The sequence below is a fragment of the Elioraea tepidiphila DSM 17972 genome (assembly GCF_000378465.1).
In the GTDB taxonomy this organism is placed as follows: domain Bacteria; phylum Pseudomonadota; class Alphaproteobacteria; order Acetobacterales; family Acetobacteraceae; genus Elioraea; species Elioraea tepidiphila.
On sequence record NZ_KB899916.1, the window covers coordinates 135,963 to 159,307 of the forward strand.

22 protein-coding genes are annotated in these 23,345 nt (G+C 71.1%); 11 read left to right on the plus strand and 11 right to left on the minus strand.

What is annotated here, in order from left to right; all coding sequences use genetic code 11:
* The first annotated feature begins 49 nt into the window (after positions 1 to 49).
* The 9 genes from F563_RS21925 (at position 50) to F563_RS0107505 (ending at position 9,593) form a co-directional block, all read left to right on the plus strand.
* Entirely contained in the window at positions 50 to 1,738 is a 1,689-nt protein-coding gene (locus tag F563_RS21925; RefSeq protein WP_019014034.1) for an AI-2E family transporter, read from the plus strand.
* Positions 1,739 to 2,000: 262 nt separating this feature from the next.
* The gene (locus F563_RS0107470) at positions 2,001 to 3,131 is read left to right on the plus strand and encodes a type III PLP-dependent enzyme (protein WP_019014035.1); all 1,131 of its coding nucleotides are present in this window, start codon (positions 2,001 to 2,003) and stop codon (positions 3,129 to 3,131) included.
* 48 nt (positions 3,132 to 3,179) lie between these two features.
* Positions 3,180 to 4,070 carry a DMT family transporter gene (locus tag F563_RS21930; RefSeq protein WP_019014036.1) on the plus strand — a complete coding sequence of 297 codons (891 nt, stop codon included), beginning with the start codon at positions 3,180 to 3,182 and terminating at the stop codon, positions 4,068 to 4,070.
* Positions 4,067 to 4,858 (plus strand): alpha/beta fold hydrolase, encoded by a 792-nt coding sequence (locus F563_RS0107480; RefSeq protein ID WP_019014037.1) that lies wholly within the window; start codon positions 4,067 to 4,069, stop codon positions 4,856 to 4,858. Before F563_RS21930 ends, F563_RS0107480 begins: the two co-directional genes overlap by 4 nt.
* A 185-nt stretch (positions 4,859 to 5,043) precedes the next feature.
* Positions 5,044 to 6,264, plus strand: a complete 1,221-nt coding sequence (locus F563_RS0107485) for an ABC transporter substrate-binding protein (RefSeq protein WP_162140581.1) — start codon at positions 5,044 to 5,046, stop codon at positions 6,262 to 6,264.
* Positions 6,261 to 7,064, plus strand: coding sequence for an ABC transporter ATP-binding protein (locus F563_RS0107490; protein ID WP_019014039.1), 804 nt, complete (start codon positions 6,261 to 6,263; stop codon positions 7,062 to 7,064). The genes F563_RS0107485 and F563_RS0107490 overlap by 4 nt, the downstream gene beginning before the upstream one ends.
* Position 7,065: 1 nt before the next feature.
* Positions 7,066 to 7,770: an ABC transporter ATP-binding protein gene (locus tag F563_RS0107495; protein ID WP_019014040.1), complete on the plus strand. Its 705-nt coding sequence runs from the start codon at positions 7,066 to 7,068 to the stop codon at positions 7,768 to 7,770.
* Positions 7,771 to 7,779: 9 nt separating this feature from the next.
* Positions 7,780 to 8,664, plus strand: a complete 885-nt coding sequence (locus F563_RS0107500) for a branched-chain amino acid ABC transporter permease (RefSeq protein ID WP_019014041.1) — start codon at positions 7,780 to 7,782, stop codon at positions 8,662 to 8,664.
* Positions 8,664 to 9,593 (plus strand): branched-chain amino acid ABC transporter permease, encoded by a 930-nt coding sequence (locus F563_RS0107505; RefSeq protein WP_019014042.1) that lies wholly within the window; start codon positions 8,664 to 8,666, stop codon positions 9,591 to 9,593. Before F563_RS0107500 ends, F563_RS0107505 begins: the two co-directional genes overlap by 1 nt.
* Here the strand turns inward: F563_RS0107505 and F563_RS0107510 are convergent.
* The 3 genes from F563_RS0107510 to F563_RS0107520 are packed head-to-tail and all read right to left on the minus strand — an operon-like array spanning position 9,584 to position 12,346.
* Complete coding sequence (locus F563_RS0107510; protein WP_019014043.1) at positions 9,584 to 10,861, minus strand: TRAP transporter large permease; 1,278 nt, start codon at positions 10,859 to 10,861, stop codon at positions 9,584 to 9,586. The two genes, F563_RS0107505 and F563_RS0107510, sit on opposite strands and share 10 nt — an antisense overlap.
* Positions 10,862 to 10,871: 10 nt before the next feature.
* The gene (locus F563_RS0107515) at positions 10,872 to 11,372 is read right to left on the minus strand and encodes a TRAP transporter small permease (RefSeq protein WP_019014044.1); all 501 of its coding nucleotides are present in this window, start codon (positions 11,370 to 11,372) and stop codon (positions 10,872 to 10,874) included.
* The gene (locus F563_RS0107520) at positions 11,372 to 12,346 is read right to left on the minus strand and encodes a TRAP transporter substrate-binding protein (RefSeq protein ID WP_026299406.1); all 975 of its coding nucleotides are present in this window, start codon (positions 12,344 to 12,346) and stop codon (positions 11,372 to 11,374) included. The genes F563_RS0107515 and F563_RS0107520 overlap by 1 nt, the downstream gene beginning before the upstream one ends.
* A gap of 185 nt (positions 12,347 to 12,531) precedes the next feature.
* Here F563_RS0107520 and F563_RS0107525 point away from each other — a divergent pair, with 185 nt between their 5' ends.
* A complete protein-coding gene (locus tag F563_RS0107525) occupies positions 12,532 to 14,475 on the plus strand; it encodes a molybdopterin-containing oxidoreductase family protein (RefSeq protein WP_019014046.1) in 1,944 nt (647 codons plus the stop codon).
* Here the strand turns inward: F563_RS0107525 and F563_RS0107530 are convergent.
* The 8 genes from F563_RS0107530 to F563_RS0107565 all read right to left on the minus strand — a co-directional run bounded on the left by F563_RS0107530 (position 14,472) and on the right by F563_RS0107565 (position 22,269).
* Positions 14,472 to 15,221 carry a sulfite exporter TauE/SafE family protein gene (locus tag F563_RS0107530; RefSeq protein ID WP_019014047.1) on the minus strand — a complete coding sequence of 250 codons (750 nt, stop codon included), beginning with the start codon at positions 15,219 to 15,221 and terminating at the stop codon, positions 14,472 to 14,474. The two genes, F563_RS0107525 and F563_RS0107530, sit on opposite strands and share 4 nt — an antisense overlap.
* Positions 15,222 to 15,225: 4 nt before the next feature.
* Positions 15,226 to 15,972 carry a 3-oxoacyl-ACP reductase FabG gene (fabG, locus tag F563_RS0107535; RefSeq protein ID WP_019014048.1) on the minus strand — a complete coding sequence of 249 codons (747 nt, stop codon included), beginning with the start codon at positions 15,970 to 15,972 and terminating at the stop codon, positions 15,226 to 15,228.
* Between the two features lie 3 nt (positions 15,973 to 15,975).
* Entirely contained in the window at positions 15,976 to 17,316 is a 1,341-nt protein-coding gene (locus F563_RS21935) for an MmgE/PrpD family protein (protein ID WP_211211397.1), read from the minus strand.
* Positions 17,317 to 17,330: 14 nt separating this feature from the next.
* The gene (locus F563_RS0107545) at positions 17,331 to 18,782 is read right to left on the minus strand and encodes a tripartite tricarboxylate transporter permease (protein ID WP_019014050.1); all 1,452 of its coding nucleotides are present in this window, start codon (positions 18,780 to 18,782) and stop codon (positions 17,331 to 17,333) included.
* Positions 18,783 to 19,241: a tripartite tricarboxylate transporter TctB family protein gene (locus tag F563_RS0107550; protein ID WP_019014051.1), complete on the minus strand. Its 459-nt coding sequence runs from the start codon at positions 19,239 to 19,241 to the stop codon at positions 18,783 to 18,785.
* A complete protein-coding gene (locus tag F563_RS0107555) occupies positions 19,238 to 20,194 on the minus strand; it encodes a tripartite tricarboxylate transporter substrate binding protein (protein WP_019014052.1) in 957 nt (318 codons plus the stop codon). Before F563_RS0107555 ends, F563_RS0107550 begins: the two co-directional genes overlap by 4 nt.
* Positions 20,195 to 20,256: 62 nt before the next feature.
* Positions 20,257 to 21,063, minus strand: coding sequence for an enoyl-CoA hydratase (locus F563_RS0107560; RefSeq protein WP_019014053.1), 807 nt, complete (start codon positions 21,061 to 21,063; stop codon positions 20,257 to 20,259).
* Between the two features lie 12 nt (positions 21,064 to 21,075).
* Positions 21,076 to 22,269 (minus strand): CaiB/BaiF CoA transferase family protein, encoded by a 1,194-nt coding sequence (locus F563_RS0107565; protein WP_019014054.1) that lies wholly within the window; start codon positions 22,267 to 22,269, stop codon positions 21,076 to 21,078.
* A gap of 111 nt (positions 22,270 to 22,380) precedes the next feature.
* Here F563_RS0107565 and F563_RS0107570 point away from each other — a divergent pair, with 111 nt between their 5' ends.
* Positions 22,381 to 23,064, plus strand: coding sequence for an FCD domain-containing protein (locus F563_RS0107570; RefSeq protein WP_019014055.1), 684 nt, complete (start codon positions 22,381 to 22,383; stop codon positions 23,062 to 23,064).
* The last annotated feature ends 281 nt before the right edge of the window (positions 23,065 to 23,345 follow it).

Below are 23,345 nucleotides of genomic sequence, written 5' to 3' on the forward strand. Positions count from 1 at the left end.
ACCTGATCCCCCCGCGCCCGTTCCTGCCTCCGGACGCTCCGGAGACAGCATGACCCGCGCCGCACCCCTCGCGCCCGAACCCGCCGGCCCGGCCGTGACCCGCACGCTGGTCGGGCTCGCGATCGTGCTCGCCGGGCTGCATCTCGGGCGCGACATCCTCATCCCGCTGGCGCTCGCCCTGCTGCTGAGCGTGGCGCTCGTGCCGGTCGCGCGCGCGCTGGAACGGATCGGCATTCCGCGCGTTATCGCCGCATTGACGGTGGTGCTCCTTGCAGCGGTTGCCTCCGTGCTGTTCATCGCGCTCCTGGTCACCGAGGCGGTCACCCTCGCCTCATCGCTGCCGGCCTACGAGGCGAATCTGCGCGCCAAGGTCCGCGCCCTTGGCGAGGGCTCGTCGGTGTTCGGCCCATTGATCCAGATGCTGCACGGGCTGATGGCCGAGTTCGGCGGCGGTCGCCTCTCGGCGCTGCCGGCTGTCCCTGAGGCGTCATCCCGGCCAAGCGCGGAACGGCTGGCCGGCGACGCGCTCCGGCTGATCCTGACGCCGATCGCCACGGCCGTGATCGTGCTCCTGTTCGCGAGCTACCTGATGCTCCAGCGCAACGACATGCGCGACCGCTTCATCCGGCTCTGGGGCAATGGCGACATCCCGCGCGCCACCGCAGCGCTGAGCGAGGCAGGCCGGCGCATCAGCCGCTACCTGCTCGGCCAGCTCGTCGTGAACGTCACCTTCGGCACGCTGATGGCGGGCGGCCTCTGGCTGATCGGCATCCCCAACGCGCTGCTCTGGGGCCTGCTCGGCTTCATGCTGCGCTTCATCCCGTTCGTCGGCGGCCCGCTCGGCGCGTTCTTCCCGCTGATCGTCTCGCTCGCGGTCGATCCCGGCTGGACCGCGCCGCTGATGGTCATCGGCCTGTTCATCGTCGTCGAGGCGTTCTGCGCGCACGTGCTGGAGGTGCTGCTGAACGCCGCCGCCACGGGGCTGTCGCCGCTGCCGCTGGTGGTGATCGCGGCGCTCTCGACCGTGATCTGGGGGCCGATCGGGCTGGTGCTGGCTCCCCCCTTCGCGGCCTGTCTGCTGATCGCGGCTCGCCACGTGCCGCGGCTCGCCAAGCTCGAACTGCTGCTCGGCCAGGCGCCCGTGCTCGACCCGCCGCAGCGCTTCTATCAGCGCGCGCTCGCGGGCGACCGGCACGAGGCGGTCGAGATGATCGAGCGCCTCGTCGATACGGACGGGCTGCGACCGACCGTGCGCACGGTGCTGCTGCCGGCTGCGCGGTCGCTGGCAGCCGATCTGGCGCGCGGCACGCTCGACCACGCCGATGTGCAACGCGCCTCGCGCGTACTGGTCGCCGCGGCCGAGGCGATCCACGACGCGCCGGACACCGACGAACCCTCGGTGATCTGCGTCGGCGCCGGTGCCGCGCTCGACCAGGCGGTGGCGACCGCGCTCGCGGCGTCGCTGGCGGACGAAGGGGTTCCTGCTGCCGTTGCCGCAGGCCCGCGCGCGGGCCGGGCGTGCGGCGCAGCGGTGCTGGTGCTCGCGCGCCACGCCTCGCCGCGGCGCGTGCGGCGGGCGGTCGCGCGACTGCGCGTGGCGATCGGCCCCGACGTGCCGGTGCTGGTGCTGGCCGAGGGCGGCCCGGAGCACACCGAGGCGGCGAGTGGCTCCGGCGCGCGCCATGTCGCCGCGCCCGAGGCGATCGGGCGCATGGTGCGGACGCTGGCAGCGGATTGACCCGACAGGGTTTCTCGGCACCCCAGCCCTGCATCCGGCGAGGGCCATTTTTTCCTTCACCTCCCGGGGGATAGCGCGTATATGCGCCGCAGACGCAGCAACGCACGTGCCTCTGGCCCCTCGGGGTTTACGCAACGACGTCAAGCGCTCTGGCCAGCCCGGGCTTCGGTTCGGGATCGCTGGTGTGTTCGACCGTTCCGTTAACCTGGGGTGCGTCGTCTGTACGGGCCACCCCGCTGGAGTTGAAGGGGAGGCCCGTGCGATGACCCCGAAGATCGCGCGCTTTCTCGAGGATGTGCGTCCCGCGACGCCCTGCCTCGTTCTCGATGTCGACCGCGTGGAGCAGAACTACCGCGCGCTCGCCAACGCCCTGCCGCTCGCGCGCATCTACTACGCCGTGAAAGCCAACCCCGCGCGGCCGGTGCTGGAGCGGCTGGTCGGGCTCGGCTCGGCGTTCGACGCCGCGTCGTGGGAGGAGATCGAGATGGTGCTCGCGGCCGGTGCCGCGGCATCCGCGATCTCCTTCGGCAACACGGTGAAGAAGGAGAGCGCGATCGCGCGCGCCTTCGCCGCCGGCGTGCGGATGTATGCGTTCGACTCCGAGGAGGAGCTGGAGAAGCTCGCGCGCTCGGCGCCGGGGGCGAAGGTGTATTGCCGTCTGCTGGTGGAGAACGCCGGCGCCGACTGGCCGCTCAGCCGCAAGTTCGGCTGCTCGGTCGAGATGGCGGCCGATCTGATGGTGCGCGCCAAGGCGCTGGGGCTCGACCCCTACGGCCTGTCGTTCCATGTCGGCAGCCAGCAGCGCGACACGGTGGCCTACGAGGCGGCGATCGCCAAGGTGGGCATGCTGTTCACCGATCTTTCCGAGCGCGGGGTCAACCTGCGCATGGTGAATCTCGGCGGCGGCTTCCCGGTGCGCTACTCGGACGACGTTCCGGGGATCGACCATTTCGCCCATGCGATCATGGGCGCGATGACGCGCGCGTTCGGCAACGCGATTCCCGAGATGGTGGTCGAGCCTGGCCGCTTCATCGTCGGCGACGCGGGTGTCGTGTCGTCCGAGGTCGTGCTGGTGAGCCGCAAGGCGAAGGATGATCCGGTGCGCTGGGTCTATCTCGACATCGGCCGGTTCGGCGGGCTGGCCGAGACCGAGGGCGAGAGCATCCGCTACCGGATGAAGACCACGCGCGATGGCGGACGCACGGGTCCGGTGGCGATCGCCGGTCCGACCTGCGATGGCGCCGACATCCTCTACGAGCGGACCCCCTACCGTCTGCCCCTGGCGTTGCGGGCAGGGGACCGCGTGGACCTGCTCTCGGCGGGCGCCTACACGACCACCTATGCGTCGCAGTCGTTCAACGGCTTCCGACCGTTGGCGGAACATTACATCTAGCGGGGGGTACAGGGGGGGGCCAATGGCCCCCCTTGCTCTTTTCGGACCATGCCGCGCGCCGCGCTGATCCAGTTCGCTCTCGTCGTCGCGATCTTCGGCGCGGCCGCCCCGATGATCCAGGTCGGGCTCGTCGATGCGACACCCACCTGGTTCGCATTCTGGCGCGCGCTGCTGTCGGCCGCGACCACGGCGGCGCTGGTCGGGTCGCGCGGCGGGCTCGCCATGCCTGCGCGGGCGGACGTACCGGTGGTGCTGGCGGTCGGTGTCTGCCAGATCGGCGTGTTCTTCGCGCTGTTGCATCTCGCGCTGACGCTGGTACCGGCCGGCCGTGCGACCTTGCTTGCGTACACGACTCAGCTCTGGCTGGTCCCCATCTCGGCCCTCGCCCTCGCCGAGCGCCCGGGTCCGCGGCGGCTTCTGGCGGTGGCGCTGGGGCTGGCGGGGATCGTGGTGCTCGCCGATCCGGCCGCGGCGCCAGTCGCCGGCGTTGCGCTGCTGCTCGCAGCATCGCTGTCCTGGGCGGTGGCGATCGCGGTGCTGCGGGCCAGCCGGCCGGCCGCACCGCTCGTGTTGCTGCTGCCGTGGCAGTTCGCGCTCGCCGCGCTGGTTCTGCTGCCGGTGGCGGCGGTGCTGGAGCCCGCAGGCGTGGTGGCGGTGACGCGGCACTCGGTCGCGGCGCTGGCATTTCTCGGCGTGTTCGGCGGCCCGCTCGCGACCTGGGCGGCGAACAGCGTCAGCCGGGCCCTGCCGGCGCTGGTGACCTCGATCGGCTTCCTCGGCGTGCCGCTGGTGTCGCTCGCCCTGTCGGCGCTGTTCCTCGGCGAGAGGGTGACGCCGCGGCTGGTGCTGGGGGCCACGCTGATCCTGGCGGCGCTGCTGGTGCTGGCGGTGCGGCGCGCGTTGCCGCCCGCGCCGGGTTCGGGCATCACCGGGCGATGACGATCGAGCCTGTCGCGCTGGCCGCGACCGAGCAGGGCGACGGCCCGCCAGTGGTGATCCTGCACGGGCTGTTCGGCTCGGTGCAGAACTGGCGCACGGTGGCGGGGCGGCTCGCGGCAGCGCATCGGGTGATCGCGGCGGACCTGCGCAACCATGGCGCCAGCCCGCATGCCGGGCGGATGGACTACCCGGCGATGGCGGCCGATGTCGCCGCGCTGATCGAGACCCGCGCCGGCGGACGGGCCGCGGTGATCGGCCACTCGATGGGCGGCAAGGTCGCGATGTGGCTGGCGCTGACCCGGCCAACGCTGGTCGAGCGGCTGGTGGTGGTCGATGTCGCTCCGGTCGCCTATCGACCCACGCTCCAGGCCTACGCCGAAGCGATGCGGGCGCTGCCTCTGCGCCCCGGCATGCGCCGGGCCGAGGCGGATGCGGCGCTCGCGGCCGCGATCGCCGATCCGGGGGAGCGCGCGTTCCTGCTGCAGAACCTGCGCTTCGACGCGGACGGCCCACCCGCATGGCGGCTCAACCTTGCCGTCATCGGGGCGACGGTGCCGACGATCTCGGCCTTTCCCGACCCGCCGGGCAGCGCGCGCTACGACGGCCCCGTGCTGATCGTGGCGGGCGAACGCTCGGGCTATGTGCGCGCCGGGCACCACGCGACCATCCTGAGGCTGTTCCCGCGTGCGGCCTTCGTGGTCGTTCCAGGGGCAGGGCACTGGGTGCACGCCGAGGCGCCCGAGCCGTTCCTGCGCGCGGTCGAGCCGTTCCTGGCAATACCGGAGTGACGCCGGCGGAGCGTGGTGGTCCAGCGGACATCGTTGCGACAACCTTGACGCGGATGCGAAACCCGATTCCGGTTTGCGGATCGGCGGTTCCGGTTTATCTCCGCCGCACCATGCCGGACGGCCCCAACGGGAGGGGCCGGAAACCGGATCATGCCTGGAGGGACTGACCGATGACGACATTGGCTTTGAGCCGACGTACCTTGCTCGCGGCGGGCGCTGCGGCCGCGGCGCTGCCGCTTGCCGCCCGCGCCCAGGAGGGCCAGGTGCGGATCGGCGCGATCCTGTCCGCCTCGGGCGGGCTCGCGGCCTTCGTGCCGCCGATCCGCGCCGGCATCATGCTGGCGCTGGAGGAGATCAACGCCGCCGGCGGGGTGCTGAACGGCCAGCGGTTGACCCTGATCGAGGCCGACGACCAGACCAATCCGCAGGTCGGCGTCTCGGTCGCGACGCGGCTCGTGCAGGCCGACAACGTGCCGATCATCATCGGGCCGATGGCCTCGGGCATCCTGATCGCGACCGCGAATGCGGTGACGATCCCGGCCGGCGTGCCGATCATCTCGCCTTCCGCCACCGCGCCGGCGATCAGCGCGCTTTCCGACAACGACACGGTGTTCCGCACCGCCGTGCCCGATGGGCTGCAGGGCGCCGTGCTGGGCCGGATCACCAGGGAGCGCGGGATCGAGCGCGCCGCCGTGATGGCGATCAACAACGACTACGGACGCGGGTTGGCGGCTGCCTTCCAGGCCGCGTTCGAGCGTCATGGCGGCAGCGTCACCGCGACGCAGAACTTCGAGGAGAACCGCCCCTCCTACCGCGCCGAGCTGCAGACGCTCGCCGGCCGGGGCAACCCGCAGGCGCTGGTGCTGGTCGCCTATCCGGGCTCGGGCGGCAACACGATCCTGCGCAACGCGGTGGAGAACGCCTTCTTCAGCCGCTTCGTGCTGACCGACGGGATGCGCGACCAGGCGGTGGTGCAGGCGGTCGGCGCGCAGCCGCTCGCCGGCACCTTCGGCACCGCGCCGGGCACGGCCGCGGCACCCGAGCGCCGCGCCGCCTACGAGGCCGCCTTCCGCCGCGCCAATCCGGCGATGGACCCGGCGGGCGCCTTCGTCGCCCAGGCCTATGACGCGGCTTACGTGGCGGCGCTGGCGATCCAGAAGGCCGGGCGCGCCGATCGCGCGGCGATCCGCGCGGCGCTGCGCGAGGTCGCCAACCCGCCGGGCGAGATGGTCGGCCCCGGCGAGTGGGCCAAGGCGCGCGGGCTGATCGCCCAGGGCGCGGGGGTCAACTACGAGGGCGCCTCGGGCCCGGTGGACTTCAACGAGGCCGGCGACGCGCAGGGCCGGATCGAGGTCTGGGAGATCCGCGACGGGCGGATCGCCACGGTCGAGAACGTCTCGGCGTGAGCGGCGGCGCGCCGGGCGCCGCCCCACCTGCGCTGGCCGTCCGGGGACTGACGAAGCGCTTCGGCGGTTTCGTCGCCCTGGACGGCGTCTCGCTCGATGTGCCGGAGGGCTCGATCACCGGGCTGATCGGGCCCAACGGTGCGGGCAAGACGACGCTGTTCGCCACCATCGCCGGGTTCCTGCCACCCGACGGCGGGACGGTCTCGTTGCGGGGGCAGGATGTCACCGCTGCGCCGCCCTGGCGGCTGCACCGGGCGGGACTCGCGCGCACCTTCCAGATCCCCCGCCTGTTCGCCCGCATGACGGTGCTCGAGAACCTGATGGTCGCCGCCCCCGACCAGCCGGGCGAGCGCCTGCCACTGCCCTGGATCGCGCGGGCGCGCATTGCCCGCGAGGAGGCGGCGCTCGCGGATCGTGCGCGCGCGGTGCTGGATCGGCTGAACCTCGCTCGCCACGCCGACACACCGGCGACCGCGCTCTCGGGCGGGCAGAAGAAGCTGGTCGAGCTCGGCCGCGCGCTGATGAGCGGGGCCACGCTGATCCTGCTCGACGAGCCGGCTGCCGGCGTGAACCGCACGCTCTTGCGCGAGATCGCGGCGACGATTGCACGGCTCAACCGCGAGGACGGGATCACCTTCCTGGTGATCGAGCACGATCTCGACCTGGTCGCCGAGCTCTGCGACCCCGTGCACGTCATGGCGGAGGGGCAGGTGATCGCCGCCGGCACCATGGCCGAGGTCCGCAACGACCCCCGGGTCGCCGAGGCCTATCTCGGCATGGCAATCGAGCCTGTGGACTGAGATGGCGCTGCTGGAGGCGCGCGGCGTGGTCGGCGGCTACGGCGAGGCCGACATCCTGCACGGGGTCGATCTCGACGCCGACGCCGGCGAGATCGTCGTCATCGTCGGCCCGAACGGCGCGGGCAAATCGACGCTGATGAAGGCCGTGGCCGGGCTGGTACGCGTGCGCGCCGGCGCAATCATGTTCGGCGCCGAACCGATCGCCAACGCGCCGGCCGAGCGGATGATCCTGCGCGGCCTCGCGTATGTGCCGCAGGAGCGCAACGTGTTCCCCTCGCTCACGGTCGAGGAGAACCTCGCGATGGGCGCCTATGCGCGCCCCGCCGAGACCGAGGCCGGGATGGCGCGCGTGCTGGCGCTGTTCCCCGATCTGGCGGCGAAGCGGCGCGTCGCGGCGGGGCGGCTCTCGGGCGGGCAGCGCCAGATGGTGGCGATCGGCCGCGCACTGATGCTGGAGCCGCGGCTGATCATGCTGGACGAGCCGACCGCGGGCCTCAGCCCGAAGTTCTGCGCCCTGATCTTCGAGCGCGTGCAGGCGATCGCGCGGGACGGGATCGCAGTGCTGATGGTCGAGCAGAACGCACGACCGGCGCTCGCGATCGCCGATCGCGGCGTGGTGCTGGCGATGGGCCGCAACCGCGCGACCGCGCCGGGGCCGGCGCTGCTCGCCGATCCCGAGATTGGCCGGTTGTTCCTGGGCGGGTAGCGCGGCGCCGTGGAAAGCCTCGTCAACTTCTATCTGATCCCGGGGCTCGTGCTCGGCGCGATCTACGCGATGTCCGCGACCGGGCTCAGCCTGATCTACGGCGTGATGCGCTTCGCCCATTTCGCCCATGGCGAGCTGCTGTCCTTCGGCGCCTATGCGGCGCTGATCGTGGTGCGCGGTCTCGGCATCAGCCCCTTGGCTGCCATCCCGGTCGCGATCGGCGCCACGATCCCCTTGGCGTGGGCGGCCGACCGCGCCTTCTACGCGCGCCTCCGCCGCAGCCTGCCGGCGGTGCTGCTCATCTCCTCCTTCGCCACCGCACTGATGATCCGCGCGGTGCTGTATCTCGCCTTCGGGCCGACGCCGATGAGCTACGGCGTCGGCATCGTGCCGCCGCTCGCCTGGGCGGGGTTCCGGATCCAGCAGCGTCACGCCTGGATCATCCTCGGGGCGGCGACGGCGGCGCTCTTGCTCCACCTGCTGCTCTCGCGCAGCCGCGCCGGGCGGGCGATGCGGGCCATGGCGGATGACCCGGATCTCGCGCGCATCACCGGCGTGAACGTTGATGCGGTGATCCGGCTGACCTGGGCGGTCGCGGCTGCGCTCGCCGCCACCGCCGGCGTGTTCCTCGGCATCGACACCGAGCTCCAGCCGATCATGGGGTTCAACGTGCTGCTCGCCTCCTTCGCCGCGGCGATCCTGGGCGGGATCGGCCGGCCCTGGGGCTCTGCCCTCGGCGGGCTGATCCTCGGGCTCGCCGAGGAGCTCTCCTCCTATCCGCTGCTCGACGGCGCGCCGCTGCTGTCTCCCGCCTACAAGACCGGCGTCGCCTTCGCCGTGCTCGTGCTGATGCTGATCGTCCGGCCGCAGGGCCTGTTCCGGGGGATGGGCTGATGGAACAGGCCGCCCTCTACTTCGCCACCATGCTCACCCTCGCGGGCATCTACGCGGCCCTCGCGCTCGGGCTGAACCTGCAATGGGGGCTGACCGGGCTGATGAATTTCGGCGGGCTCGGCTTCGTCGCCATGGGCGCCTATACCGCCGCGCTGCTGACCGCGCCGGCGAGCCCGATGCATCTCGGCGGCTTCGGCTGGCCGTGGTGGGTGGCCTGGCCGCTCGCCGCCCTGGCGGGGGCCGCGCTCGCGCTGCCGATCGGCGCGATCGCGCTCCGGCTGCGCGCCGACTATCTCGCGATCGCCACGATCGGCATCGCCGAGATCGTCCGCTTGGCCGTGCGCAACGAGGACTGGCTGACGGGCGGCCCGCTCGGCGTGCCGGGGATTCCCCGCCCGTTCGAGGCGCTCGGGCTGCCGTGGGGCCAGTTCGCCTATCTCGCCCTGGTCGCGGCCGTGGTGGCGGGGCTGTTCGCGCTCGCCCAGGCGACCGCGCGCAGCCCCTTCGGCCGCGCCCTGCGCGCCGTGCGTGACGACGAGGAGGCCGCCAAGGCGGTTGGCAAGAACCCGGCAAGGCTGAGGCTCCAGGCCTTCGTGCTGGGGGCCGCCTGCATGGGTCTCGGCGGCGCGATGCTCGCCGCGTTCTTCAAGTTCATGGGCCCCGATGCGCTCGACCCGGTCACCACCACCTTCCTGGTCTGGGTCATGCTGATCGCCGGCGGATCGGGCAACAACGCGGGCGCGGTGATCGGCGCGATCGCGGTCTGGGCGGTCTGGGCCGCGACCGACTGGCTGGCGGGCCAGTTGCCCGGCGAGCTCGCCACGCGCGCGGCCTATGTCCGGCTGTTCCTGATCGGGCTGGCACTCCAGGTGATCCTCCTCACGCGCCCGCAGGGGCTGATCGGCGAGCGCATCGGCGCTCAGCGATAGACGAAATCGCGCAAGGCGAGCGTCAGCGCCGGCACATAGGTGATCACGCCGAGGCAGAGGATCACCGCCAGGATGAACACCGGCAGGTAGCGCATCATCCGGTCGATGCCGGTCTCGGCCACCTGCGCGGCCGCGAACAGGTTCACACCGAACGGGGGCGTGACCATCCCGAGCGCCAGGTTCACCACCATGATGGTGCCGAAATGCACCGGGTCGATGCCGAACTGCGCTGCCGCCGGCTGCAGGATCGGCCCCAGCACGATGATCGAGGCCGAGGTCTCGATGAACATTCCGACCACGAACAGGAACAGGTTGACGCCAAGCAGGAACCATGCGGGCGAACCGAAGGTGGCCACCAGCCAGGACGCCATCTGGTCGGGGATGCCCTGGCGGTTGAGCAGCCACGAGAACAGGCCGGCGGTGGCGATGATGAACATGATCACCGACGACGTGATCACCGACTTGCGGAACACCGGATAGAGATCGCGCGGGCGCAGCTCTCGGTAGATCACGAGCCCGACCGTGAGCGCGTAGCAGACCGCGATGACCGAGGCCTCGGTCGGCGTGGTGATGCCGCCATAGATGCCGCCCAGCACGATCACGGGCATCAGCAGCGCGAAGAACGCGTCGCGTGTCGCGGGCATGAGCCCGAGCCGTCCCTCCCCGTCCTGCTTGCCCCAGCCGTTCACCCGGCACCACACCAACACGACCACGGACAGCACGGCGGCGATCAGCACGCCCGGGCCGATACCGGCGATGAACAGCTCGGGGATCGAGGTCTGGGTCGCGACTCCGTAGAGGATCATCGGGATCGAGGGCGGGATGACCACGCCGAGCTCGGCGGACGATGCCTGGAGCGAACCGGCGAAGGCAGCCGGATAGCCGAGCCGCTTCAAGGCGGGGACCATGATCGCACCGATCGCGAAGGTGGTCGCAACCGAGGAGCCCGAGATCGCGGCGAAGATCATGCAGGTGAGCACGCAGGTCATCGCGAGCCCCCCCTGCACCCCGCCGACGATCGCCCGCGCGAACTCGACGAGGCGACGACTGATCCCGCCCACCTCCATCAGATTGCCGGCGAGGATGAAGAACGGGATCGCGGCGAGCGGGAAGCGATCCAGCGCGACATAGATCTGCTGCGCGGCGACGATCAGCGGGAAGCGGGTGAAGAACTCGATGCCGGCGATCGCGGCGAGCCCGATCGCCACCGCGACGGGCACCGAGAGCGCGAACAGCACCAGCATGATCGCGAGCATGGTGCCGGCCATCGCGCGCTCCTCAGACCTGGCCCGAGAGGTCGGGCCGGCGCGGATCGAGCACGGCGGCGAGGGCCGCGAGGATCGCGAACACCGCGCCCACCGGGATCGCCGCATAACCCCAGGCGATCGACACGTCGAGCCCGGCGATCATCTGGAACCGGACCCGTTCGGCCATCGACCAGCCGAACCAGAACAGCACGCCGAACAGCACGCAGATGCAGGCGAGCGTGACCAGTTCGAGCGCGAGCCGAACATGGCCGCGTGCCGCCTGGCGCGCAACATCGATCGCGACGAGCGCGCCGTGGCGGATCGCGCCGGCGACGCCGAGCAGCACCATCCAGACCAGCGCCTGGCGCACCAGCGCCTCCGACCACGGCGAGGGCTGGGCGAGCACGAAGCGGGTGAACACCTGCCAGGCGCCGGCGCAGACCGCGAGCGCGAGCGCGAAACAGGCGGCCGCGAGGGCCGCCTGGGTCGCAATCCGCTCGGCCGCGAGAACGGCGCGGACGAGCGGGGTCATCAGCTGCCGGGCTTCCAGTCGGTGATGCGCTGGATCAGCGCGGCGTCGAACTGGCGCCGGTACTGCTCGAAGGCCGGGGCCAGTGCCGACTGGAACGCGGCCGTGTCGACCGTCTCGCGCACCGTCATGCCGCGCGAGCGCAGCAACGCGACGCCGTCGCGCTCATCGGCCGAGACTTTGTCGCGGTTGGCCTGCACCGCCGCCTTCGCCGCCTCCTGGAACGCCGCCTTGTCGGCCGCGTTCAGCCGGTTCCAGAACCCCGGATTGCCGATCAGCACGGCCGGCGAATACACGTGACGGGTGAGCGACAGGTAGCGCTGCACCTGGTTGAGGTTGTTCGCCACGATCACCGGGATCGGGTTCTCCTGCCCGTCCACCGTGCCCTGCTGGAGCGCGGGAACGAGCTCGCTGAACGCCATTGGCGTCGGCAGCGCGCCCAGCGTCTGGAAGGCGCGCATGTGCACCGGGTTCTCCATGGTGCGGATCTTCAGACCCTGCACGTCGGCGGGCGAGTTCACCTCGCGCCGGGAGTTGGTGACGTTGCGGAAGCCGTTCTCCATCCAGGCGACCCCGATCAGGCCGCGCGGGGTGAACTTCGCCAGCAGCTCCTGGCCGATCGCGCTGTCCAGCACGCCGCGCGCGTGGTCGTAGTCGCGGAACAGGAACGGGATGTCGAGCACGAGCGTGTCGGGCACGAAGTTGCCGACCGGGCCGGTGGAGGTGATGGTGAACTCCTGCGTGCCGATCTGCGTCGCCTCGATCGCCTCGCGCTCGTTGTCGTTGCGCTGGATGGTGACGCGGTAGCGCCCGTTGGTCAGGCGCTCGACCGTCTCCTTGAAGGCGATCGCGGCCACGCCGTAGTGGCTGTTGGCGGCGAGCGCATGCGTGAGCGTGACGTTGGTCTGGGCGGCGGCGGGGGCCGCCAGCACGCCGCCGGCCAGGCCGGCCATCAGAAGGCGACGCGAAAGGTGCATCGGGCAATCCTCCCTGGATCGTGGATCGGGCGGGTTTCCCCGCGGACGGGCGGAACATAGGGGCGACCGGGCGGATCGGCAACGCGGGGGGCGGGCACGACGGCCGGACCGGGCGCCCCGCCTCTTTACGATGGCGTATCGCTGGGCTCCGGCGCTAGGCTTGGTCGCGGCGCCGGAGGAAGGCGATGGGTGAGGTCCGCCACATCAAGGGCTGCTGCCCGCTGGATTGCCAGGACACCTGTGCCTGGGAGGCCGAGGTGGAGGGCGGACGGGTCACGGCCGTGCGCGGGGCGAGGGACCATCCGTTCACCCGCGGCGTACTCTGCGCCAAGGTGAATGACTACGAGGCGCGCGCCTATGCGCCCGACCGGCTGCTCCACCCGCTGCGCCGCGTCGGTGCGAAGGGCGAGGGGCGGTTCGAGCGCATCTCCTGGGAGGCCGCACTCGACCTGATCGCCCAGCGCTTCGGCCTGATCATCGCCCGCCACGGCGCCGAGGCGCTGCTGCCGCACAACTATCTCGGCACGATGGGCGTGGTGCAGCGCCGCGCGCTCCTGCGCATCTTCCACGCGCTCGGCGCGAGCCGCATGCACGGGCATATCTGCTCGGTCGCCGCGATCGCCTCGGCCGGGGCGGGCTGGCCGCTCGGCTTCGACCCCGAGGACATGGTGGAGAGCCGGCTGATCCTGCTCTGGGGGCTGAACGCGCTCTCCACCTGCCACCACCACTGGCACTTCATCCAGGAGGCGAAGAAGCGCCACGGCGCGCGCGTCATCTGCCTCGATCCGATCCGCACCCGCACCGCGCGGCAATGCGACGAGCACATCCAGCTCCGCCCCGGCTCGGACGCGGTGCTGGCGGCGGCGATGGCGCGCGTGATGCTGGAGGAGGGGCTCGCCGATCTCGACTTCGCGCGCGCGGCCGCCGCCGATCTCGATGCGCTGCCGGAGCGGCTCACGCCCTGGACGGCGGAGCGCGCCGCCGCGGTCTGCGGTATCGGCGCCGACACGATTGTCCGCCTCGCGCGCGACTTCGCCGCCGCGCGCCCGGCGGTGATCCGCGCCGGGGTGGGGCCGCAGCAGAGCCTGCTCGGTGACGCCTTCGTGCGCCGCATCGGCACACTCGCGGTCCTGGCGGGGCACTGGCGCCACCGCGGCGGCGGCGTGCTGATCATCGCCACGCCCACGCTGGAGAGCGCGCGGGTCGATCGCGCCGATCTGATCCCGGCCGGGCTGAACCCGCGCAGCCTCGACATGGCGCATCTCGGCGAGCAGCTCGCGGCACTCGATCCGCCGATCAGGGGGCTGATGATCTGGGGCACCAACCCGGCGGTGGTGCAGCCCGATGCCGGCCGCGTGCGCGCGGGTCTGGCGCGCGAGGACCTGTTCACCGTCGTGCTGGAACACTTCCTCACCGATACGGCGCGCTACGCCGACATCGTGCTGCCCTCGACCACGCAGCTCGAGCATTTCGACCTGCACGGTGCCTGGGGCCACCACTACGTGACGATCAACCTGCCGGCGATCGCCCCGCTCGGCGAGGCCAGGCCGCATGCCGAGGTGATGCGCCTGCTCGCCCCGCGTCTCGGACTCGACCACCCGGCGTTCCGCGAGACCGACGAGGAGATCGCCGCGACCGCGCTACCGTCGGGGATCGATCTGGAAACCCTCAAGCGCGCAGGCTGGATGAAGACCGAGAAACCTCCACCGACTCTCGCCACGGGCAGGCTTCGTCTCGCGGGAGAGATCCCAGTGCCGGAGGAACCGCGCGACGGTGCGCTGCGCCTGCTCACCCCCAAGGCGCATTTCTTCCTCAACTCGTCCTTCGCCAACATGCCGCGCCAGCGCCACGGCGAGGTCGAGCCGACCCTGCACATGGCGCCGTCGGATGCGGCCGCGCGCGGGCTCGCCGACGGCGCACGCGTGGTCTTGCGCAACGCGCAGGGCGCGATCCCGGCGACGCTGCACGTCACGGACGCGACGCTGCCCGGCGTGGTCGCGCTGCCCGGCAAGTGGTGGAGCACCGCGGGTGAGGACGGGCCGGTGGCGAACCTGCTCTCACCGTCGTCCTGGTCGCCCTGGGGACAGCCGGCCTACAACGACACTTTCGTTACGGTATCGGCGATCTAGGCCGCACGGAGCGCGCGCACCGCCCCCCACACTGTCATCGCACCGATCACGACCACCAGGCCCTCCAGGATGACGACGTGCTTCCAGGGTGGGATGCGCGCGACCAGCCAGGCGGCGGCCCGGCTGCCCGGGACGGTCGCGGCACCGAGTGCAAGGCCCAGCACCACGAGATCCGGCCCGAGCACCCCACCGGCCGCGTAACCGGCGACGCGGGCGACATGCATCGAACCGGAGACGAAGGCGTCGGTCGCGATCAGCGCGCGCGCGGGCAGACCTGCGCCGAGCAGCAGCGGGATCAGCAGCATCCCCGCCCCGGTGGTGATGCCGGAGAGTAGGCCGGTGGCCGCGCCGCCGATGGCCAGCACGAGCGGCGTGGCAGCGAGGGTCTGACCCGCGAGCGCACGTCGCAGCACCACCGAGACGATCAGGAATCCGCCGACGATCAGGTCCGCCCACGCGCCGCCAAGCGCACCAAACGCGTAAGCGCCGGCGAGCGCCCCCGGCAGCACGCCTGCCAGCACCGGCAGCGCGATGCGGAGCGAGAGCGAGTCACGGAACGCCCAGACGCGTCCGGCATTGGTCAGCACCATCGCCACCGCCAGCACCGGCACGGTGATGCGCGCGCCGAGGATCGGCAGCAGATAGGCCGACAGCATCAGCCCAGCGCCGAAGCCCGAGATGCCCGAGATCGCGCCGGCGGCGAGCGCCAGGATCAGCGCCGCCGCCCACTGCCAGGGCTCAAGCATCGGGTCAGCCGGGCAGGTAGGCGCCGCCGTTCACGTGCAGCGTCTGGCCGGTGATATAGCGCGCGCGGGGGCCGGCGAGGAACCGCACCGCCGCCGCGACTTCCTCCGGCGTGCCCTCCCGCCCGACCAGCGTGCGCCGCCCGCCCCGATGATGCGGCCGCGCCGTGTCGCGCGCGGTGTCGATCAGCCCGGGCGCGACCAGGTTCACGGTGATGCCGTCGGGCGCAAGATCGTGTGCGAGCGCGCGCGTGAAGCCGGCGAGCCCCGCCTTCGCCGTAACGACATGCGCACGGTTCGCCGCGCCACTGTGACCGGTCAGGCCGCCGATATTGACGATGGTTCCCTGCCCCGAATCGCGCAGCGCCGGCAGCGCCGCGCGCGCGCAGTGGAACGCACCGTCCAGGCAGACATCCAGCACGGCGCGCCAGGCAGCGAAGTCCATCTCTGCGAATGGCAGTTCGCGGCGGATGGCAGCGTTGTTCACCAGGATGTCCAGCCGACCGAAGGTGTCGACGGCCGTGGCGACCATCGCGCCGACGGCCTTCGTGTCGGTCACGTCGCCGAGGGCGACGACCGCGCGCCCCCCGGCCGCGGTGATCTCGGCGGCGACCGCGTTGGCCTCGGCGCGGTTGGCGCGCGCGTTCACGACCACCGCGGCGCCGCCTTCGGCGAGGTCGAGCGCGATCGCCCTGCCGATATTGCGCCCGGCGCCGGTGACGAGCGCGACCCGGCCCGCAAGCTCGCGTGTCATCGCTCAGCCGCGCAAGGCGGCAGCGTCGAGCCGCGCGGCATCGAACGCATCGGCCGCGAAGCGCAGCGCGGCCTCGCTCCGCGCTTCGTCCCAGCCGCCGTGACGCATGTTGGCGCGCGCCTTCGCCTCGATCTCGGCGCGGCTCAGCGGCTCGGAGACGCCGCCGCGCAGATGCGGCTGGCGCTCCTCGATCACCGTGCCGTCGGCGAGTGTGGCGCGCACATGGCCGGTATAGGCGCGCGGATACGGATTGTCCGGATCGACCACGTAGCGAACCTTCGCGGCGAGCGCGCGCAGGCGCGGATCAGCGACGCGTGCATCCGTGAAGGCGTCAAGGGCCGCACCGTCGAGGAAGAACCCGGCCGCGATGCAGTAGGGCGTGCTGAACTTCGCCGCGTAAGCGTTGGGGGGGGACTGCTTGTCGGCGAGCGGCTCCCACAGCCGGTGCAGGATGCCCTCGGCCGTCTCGCACTCGATCGCAACGATCGTATCCGCCTTCACGCCGCGCGCGGCGAGCCGGCGCGCGCAATCGACATAAGGGTGCGTCATGGTGCCACAGGCATAGGGCTTGAAGGCGATCGTCTCGGCCACCCATCGCGTGCCGAAGCCGTCGAGCAGGGCATCCCAGGTCTTGGGCAGGGCGTGCGCAAAGCCATTGAACAGCCCGTGCGGTCCTTCGAACACGGTGCGCGGTCCGACGAAGCCTCCTTTCGCGAGCAGCACGGCGCGGATGCCGCCCTGCGCCGCCCAGCCCGGATGCAGCCGCTTGGTCCAGGCGCCTTCGGAGAGGTACTCGATGATGCCGGAGGCGAAACTGCCGGCGATGCCGAGCGCGTCGGTGATCTGCGCGGGCGAGAGCCGCAGTGCGACGCCGACGCCAAGCGCCGCCCCCATGGCGCCGAACACAGAGGTCGGGTGGAATCCCGCCTTGTGCACCGCCTTGGGCACGACGGTGGAGAGCCGGCAGGTCGCCTCGGCGCCAACCGCGATGCCGCGCAGCGCATCAACACCCGCGAGCCCGAAGCGCTCCGCGACCGCCAGCACGGCCGGCACCACCACGGCGCCCGCATGGACCGGCCCGCCCTCGAAGGTGTCGTCGAAATCCTCGCCATGCGCCGCCGTGCCGTTGATCAGCGCCGCATCGGCCGCCGAGAATGCGCGCGCATGGCCGATCGCGGTGCAGGGACCATCAGCGTCCGCCGCATCCAGCGTTGCCGCGATGTATGGCTCGCCGCGTGCGCCAACGCAGAGGCCGGCGATGTCGATCAGTAGACGCTCGCAGGTCTCGCGCATTGCTGCACTCGGCGCGGCCTCCGTCGCCGCCCGTGCCAGACGTTCCGCCACGCTCACATCCGCCTTCACGCATTCCTCCGGAACTCGCGCCACAGGGAGAAGCCGGTCAGCAGCACCGCCGCCGTCAGCAGGCCGAGTGCCACCGGGTCTTCGATGAACACCCGATGGTCCCCGCCCGACAGCACGAGGCTGCGACGGTAGTTGCTCTCGAGCATGAACCCGAGAACGACACCGAGCACCAGCGGCAGCACCGGCACACCCGCCCAGCGCAGGAAGTAGCCGATCACGCCGACCACCAGCACCAGGCCGACATCGAACAGGCTCTGTTCGATCGCGAACACGCCCGAGACGATCAGCGCAAGGATCGTCGCGACCAGAAACGGCTTGGGCCGGTTCACGAGCCACAACGCCGGCGTGAGGATGACGAGGCCGAGCAGCAGCATCGCGATGTTGGCGATCAGGAGCCCGCCATAGAGCCCCCACACCACGTCCGGGGCCCGCTCGAACAGCAGCGGCCCCGGTGTCAGCCCATGCACCAGGAACCCGCCGAGCAGGATCGCCGCCGAGTTCGAGCCCGGAATGCCGAGCGAGAGCAGCGGCACGAGCGCGGTCGCGGTGACGACATTGTTCGCCGATTCCGGCGCGGCGACACCTTCCGGCGCGCCCTTGCCGAACGCGTCGGGGTTCTTCGACCATCGGCGCGCCTCGTTGTAGGCCATGAACGCGGCGATCGTGCCGCCGGCGCCGGGGGTGACGCCTTCGAACGTTCCGATACCGCAGCCGATCGCCTGCGCCGGCAGCAGGCGGCGGAACATCGCCAGACTTGGCAGCTTCAGCCGCGTGTCGCGCGCCTCGACCTTGGCCCATTCCGGCTCGCCGATCTGCACCAGCATCTCGGCGACCGCGAACAGCCCGACCATCACCAGGATCGGCCGGATGCCGCCCAGCAGCTCGGGCGAGCCGAAGGTGAAGCGCGGCACGCCGGAGACCGGATCGGTGCCGACGGTCGCCACCATGAGCCCGAGTGCCGCCGCGATCAGCCCCTTGGTGAGCGACCCGCCGGCGAGACTCGCGATCACCGACAGCCCCAGCACGGCGAGCCCGAAATAGGCTGCCGGGGTGAAGGCGAGCGCGACGCGCGCGAGCGGCTCGGTCGCCAGCACCAGCACGACGAGACCGAACAGCCCCCCCACCAGACCCGAGATCAACGAGATGCCGAGCGCTTCGCCACCCTTGCCCTGGCGCGCCATCTCGTAGCCGTCGAGCGTGGTCGCGGCGGCGGAGTTCGTGCCGGGCGTGCGGATCAGGATCGCCGGGATCGAGCCCCCGTATTCCGCGCCGACATACACGCTGGCGAGCAGCACGATCGCCGGGATCGGCTCCATGCCGTAGGTGAACGGCAGCAGCAGCGCCATCGCGATCGAGGGTGAGATGCCCGGCAGCGCGCCACCGAGAATCCCCCAGAGCACGCCGCCGAACGCGGTGGCGACGGTCCAGGGGTCGGTGAATGCCCCCATTCAGATCCCGCCGAACAGCGTGCCGGCGGGAAACGGGATTCCCATCACGCGCACGAAGCCGAACCAGAACAGCACGCCGATGCCGATGGCGAAGGCGGCGAGACCGAGGCCTGACCGCGCCCCGGCATAGAGTGCGATCGCGCCGGCGAGCAGGCCGAGTGCCATTGGATAGCCGATGAACGGCACGGCCAGGACATAGGCCACCAGCAGCGCGAGCAGCCCCGCCGCCCGGCCATGCGCCGGACTCGGCGGCGCCTCGCGCGGCGCGCCGACGAGGCTGCGCAGGATCAGCACCACGCCGGCCGCAGCCATCAGCATTGCGATCGCGACCGGCACGCCACCCGGCCCGACCGCGTCGGACAGCAGGCTGATGGGCAGGTCGACCGCCAGCGCCCAATAGGCACCGGCGAGCACCAGGGCGGCGAGGCCGAGGGCGATGTCGCGCGCGGACGCGCTCACCGCACCACGCCGAGCTCGCGCAGCGTCGCGGCGATCTCGGCCGCGAACTCGGCGGTGAAGCGGCGCGCCTCCTCGCGGCCCTTGAGTGCCGGCACAAGGCTCTCCTTCGCGTACTGCTCCTTGTAGGCCGGGCTCGCGAGCACCTGGCGCAGCGCGTCATGCCACATCGCCGCGATCTCGTCGGGCATGCCCTTGGGCCCGGCAAGGCCGCGGAACTTGGTGACCACCAGATCCACCCCCTGCTCGCGCGCGGTCGCGAGATCGGGGAAGTCGGGCAGGCGCTCCTCGGTGACCACGCCGAGCAGGCGGATGCGGTTGGCGTCGAGCTGGGCGCGGATCTCCTGGATCTCGCCGATGCCGAGATCGAGCGTGCCGTTCAGCACGTTGATCATGAGGTCACCGCCCCCCTCGTGGCTGACCACGGCGGCGCGCGCGCCGATCAGCCGGTTCATCTTCTCGAAGGCGATGCGCTCGAGCGAGGCGGGGTTCGCCGCTCCCCATCTCTGGCGCCCCGGATTGGCCTTGGCGTGCGCGACCGCATCGGCGAGGGTGCGGAATGGCGACTCCACACGCGTGTAGATCACCTCGGGGTCAAGGAACACGATCGCCAGCGGATCGAGCGAGTCGTAGCCGAACTCGGGCCTGCTCAGCAGCGTCGTCTGGATGTAGGTGGGCGTCGTTGCGTAGAACATCGAGCCGTCGGGCCGCGCGCGGGCGACGCGCGCGACCGCGGTCGCGCCGGAGCCGCCGCGCACGTTCTCGACCGCGAAGTTGACCCCCATCACCGGGTGCAGGTGCTTTATCAGTTCGCGCAGGAACACGTCACTGCCGCCGCCCGGCGAGGAATGCGTGACCAGCGTCACGGTCGGCACGGGATAGCGCATCTGCGCCTGTGCCGAGAACGGAACGAGCGCGGCCGCGGATGCGGCGGCGAAGCTGCGGCGTGTCAGCATCGGTTTCCTCCCCGTGAGATCGGCGGGGGGGGCGTTGTCCGCCCCCTCGCCGGCGTCCGGATTCAGCGTCCCTGGAAATTCGGCTTGCGCTTCTCCATGAAGGCGCGCCGCCCCTCCTTGTAGTCTTCCGAGGCGAAGCAGCCGGCGACCAGCGCGTCCACCTTCGCCATGTCGCGCGCGGCGGCGTCCCTCTGCGTCTCGTTCAGGATCTGCTTCGCGGCCGATACGGTCAGCGGTGCGTTGTCGCAGATCGTGCGCGCGTACTCCGCCACTGTCGCCTCGACCTGATCCTTTGGCACCACGCGGTTGATCAGCCCCATGATGCGCGCCTCCTCGGCGTCGAACAGCCGGGCGGTGAACAGGATCTCCTTGGCGAAGGCGGGCCCGACGATGTCGGCGAGCCGCTTCATGCCGGTGAAGCCGTAGCCCAGGCCGAGCTTGGCGGCCGGGATCGCGAAGCGGCTGTCCTCGCCGCAGATGCGCAGATCGCAGCACACGGCAAGAGCGGTGCCGCCGCCCACGCAGTAGCCCTTGATCTGCGCGATGGTCGGCTTCGGCAGGTCGTAGAGCAGGTCATAGACCCGCGCCGTCTGTGCGTTGTAGCGCTGCACATCCTCCATCGAGTTGCGCTCGCTCTCGAACTTCGAGATGTCCGCACCCGAGACGAACGCCTTGTCGCCGGCGCCGGTGACGACGATCACGCGCACCGACGGATCGTCGCGGAAATCGGTCAGGATGGTCTCGGCCGCCTCCCACATCTCCATCGACACGGCGTTGCGCCGCTCGGGGTTGTTGAAGGTCATGGTGCCGATGCCGTCTGCCTTGTGGGCGAGCATCTTGTCGGTCTTGAGCAGCAATCCGTCGGGCATGGCGGGGGTCCTTCAGACGATCTGGCGGGCGCGGAAATCGGCGATCTCGGCGGGCGTGTAGCCGGCCTCGGCGAGCACCTCGTCGGTGTGCTGGCCGGCCTCGGGCGGCGGCGCGGCGAGCGAGGCGGGTGTCCGCGAGAGCACGATCGGCTGCGCGACCAGCTCCATCCGCCCGCGCACCGGGCTCTCGACCGCGGCCGACATCTTCAGGTGCTGCACCTGCGGATCGGCAAACACCTGGTCGATCGAGTAGATCGGCCCGGTGGGGACGCCGGCCTCGTTGAGCAGGTCCACCCATTCCGCCGAGGAGCGTGTCTTCGTCACCTCGGCGATCTCGGCATTCAGGGCATCGCGGTTCTTCGACCGGTCCGCCGCCTTGGCGTAGAGCGGGTTGGTGATCCAGTCCTCGCGGCCGACAGCCTTGGCGAAGCGTTCCCAGATCGCGCCGCCCGCGACCGCGATGTTGATGTGCCCGTCCGACGTGGGGAAGACGCCGGTCGGGATCGAGGTGGGATGGTTGTTGCCGGCCTGTTTCGGCACCTCCTTGTCGACCAGCCAGCGCGCGGCCTGGAAGTCGAGCATGAAGATCTGCGCCTGCAGCAGGCTGGTCTGCACCCACTGGCCCTCGCCCGACTTCTCGCGCTCGATCAGCGCGAGCAGGATGCCCTGGGCGGCGAAGATGCCGGCGCACAGATCGGCGACCGGAATGCCGACGCGCACCGGGCCCTGGCCGGGCAACCCGGTGATCGACATCAGTCCGCCCATGCCCTGGGCGATCTGATCGAAGCCGGGCCGGTTCACATAGGGGCCGTCCTGCCCGAAGCCCGAGATCGAGGCGAGGATGATGCGCTTGTTCACCGCCTTCAGCGCCTCGTAGTCGATGCCGAGGCGGGATTTCACGTCGGGACGGAAATTCTCGACCACGACGTCGGCCTTCGCGACCAGGCGGCGGAAGATCTCCACGCCCTCGGGCGCCTTCAGGTTCAGCGTCAGGCTGCGCTTGTTGCGGTGCAGGTTCTGGAAATCGGGTCCATGGCGCGGCCCCCCCAGCCCCTCGCCGCTCTCGAGCGCGGGGGGCATCTCGACCTTGATCACGTCCGCCCCCCAGTCCGCGAGCTGGCGCACGCAGGTCGGGCCGGCGCGCACACGGGTCAGGTCGAGCACGCGCAGCCCGGCGAGCGTGGACGAGGCGGCAGGAATGGGCATGCGACGACGTTCCCCGGCAGTGGTAGCGGAACCTTTGCTTATCATCGCCGCGAAATGCTGTAAACTGTCAACAGTTTGAGTTTCCCGGCCGATGCAGGCAGAGGATGCGCCATGCTCCACACTCAGCCGATCGACATCGTCCGCACCCAATCGCTCACCTCGCTGGTGCAGCGCGAGGTGGAGCGGCTGATCCTGACCGGCGAGCTTGCGCCCGGCGAGCGGATCAACGAGCAGCACCTCGCCGCACGGTTGCGCGTCAGTCGCGGCCCGGTGCGCGAGGCGCTGCGCGGGCTGGAGAAGGCGCGGCTGGTCGAGGCGCGGGTGAACCGCGGGGTCTATGTGCGCGAGATCAGCGTCGAACAGGCGCTGGAGATCTCGGAAATGCGCGGACTGATCACCGGCTATGTGTGCGCCCGCCTTGCCGCCGCCTCGACCGCGGAGCAGCGCGCGCATCTCGCGCAGCTGATCGAGGACATGGACGCGGCGATCACGGCGAACGACGCCCAAGCCTATTACGAGCAGAACCTCGCCTTCCATGACGCGCTAATGGACTACGCGGGCAACGCGCGGGCGAAAGAGATGTATGACGCCCTCGTGAAGGAGAGCCACCTGACACGGCGCAAGTCGCTGTTCAGCGCGCGGGCGATGGCCGAGAGCAATGCCGAGCACCGCATGATCCTGGATGCGATCCGCACGGGCGATGCGGCGGCCGCGCGCGCGGCGGGCGAAGCACACATCGTCGGCGGCAAGCGCCGCTTCCTCGACGCGATCGGGGTGGCGGAAACGGCGATCTGAGCCCTACGCGGACTCGCCAATGCACCTGGGGCGGTCCGATTCGACGAACGCAATGGGTCGCCGGTTATCATGACTCAAGAGGGCTCACGTTCCGATCGGGGGGGGGGGGCGGGCTGATCCCAAGACGGGATCCGGCGGCGTCTGTGCGGGTGTCCGCTGTCGATGTGACGAGGCGGCGGACGGGCTACAGGGGGGAAGCCATGAACGACCGAAATCGAACAGGGTCTGGACACGACCGCGAGCGGACCTGCGGGATCGGGCGAAGCTGGCGCGTGGTGCTG

Excerpts from the sequence above, each read along its gene's own strand:
- F563_RS0107530 (WP_019014047.1), bottom strand. The coding sequence starts at position 15,221 with ATGCTTGAGCCCTGGCAGTGGGCGGCGGCGCTGATCCTGGCGCTCGCC.
- F563_RS0107470 (WP_019014035.1), top strand. The coding sequence starts at position 2,001 with ATGACCCCGAAGATCGCGCGCTTTCTCGAGGATGTGCGTCCCGCGACG.
- F563_RS0107560 (WP_019014053.1), bottom strand. The coding sequence starts at position 21,063 with ATGCCCGACGGATTGCTGCTCAAGACCGACAAGATGCTCGCCCACAAG.
- F563_RS0107555 (WP_019014052.1), bottom strand. The coding sequence starts at position 20,194 with ATGCTGACACGCCGCAGCTTCGCCGCCGCATCCGCGGCCGCGCTCGTT.
- F563_RS0107515 (WP_019014044.1), bottom strand. The coding sequence starts at position 11,372 with ATGACCCCGCTCGTCCGCGCCGTTCTCGCGGCCGAGCGGATTGCGACC.
- F563_RS0107525 (WP_019014046.1), top strand. The coding sequence starts at position 12,532 with ATGGGTGAGGTCCGCCACATCAAGGGCTGCTGCCCGCTGGATTGCCAG.
- F563_RS0107520 (WP_026299406.1), bottom strand. The coding sequence starts at position 12,346 with ATGCACCTTTCGCGTCGCCTTCTGATGGCCGGCCTGGCCGGCGGCGTG.
- F563_RS0107545 (WP_019014050.1), bottom strand. The coding sequence starts at position 18,782 with ATGGGGGCATTCACCGACCCCTGGACCGTCGCCACCGCGTTCGGCGGC.
- F563_RS0107495 (WP_019014040.1), top strand. The coding sequence starts at position 7,066 with ATGGCGCTGCTGGAGGCGCGCGGCGTGGTCGGCGGCTACGGCGAGGCC.
- F563_RS0107565 (WP_019014054.1), bottom strand. The coding sequence starts at position 22,269 with ATGCCCATTCCTGCCGCCTCGTCCACGCTCGCCGGGCTGCGCGTGCTC.
- F563_RS0107510 (WP_019014043.1), bottom strand. The coding sequence starts at position 10,861 with ATGGCCGGCACCATGCTCGCGATCATGCTGGTGCTGTTCGCGCTCTCG.
- F563_RS0107570 (WP_019014055.1), top strand. The coding sequence starts at position 22,381 with ATGCTCCACACTCAGCCGATCGACATCGTCCGCACCCAATCGCTCACC.
- F563_RS21930 (WP_019014036.1), top strand. The coding sequence starts at position 3,180 with ATGCCGCGCGCCGCGCTGATCCAGTTCGCTCTCGTCGTCGCGATCTTC.
- fabG (WP_019014048.1), bottom strand. The coding sequence starts at position 15,972 with ATGACACGCGAGCTTGCGGGCCGGGTCGCGCTCGTCACCGGCGCCGGG.
- F563_RS0107505 (WP_019014042.1), top strand. The coding sequence starts at position 8,664 with ATGGAACAGGCCGCCCTCTACTTCGCCACCATGCTCACCCTCGCGGGC.
- F563_RS0107480 (WP_019014037.1), top strand. The coding sequence starts at position 4,067 with ATGACGATCGAGCCTGTCGCGCTGGCCGCGACCGAGCAGGGCGACGGC.
- F563_RS21925 (WP_019014034.1), top strand. The coding sequence starts at position 50 with ATGACCCGCGCCGCACCCCTCGCGCCCGAACCCGCCGGCCCGGCCGTG.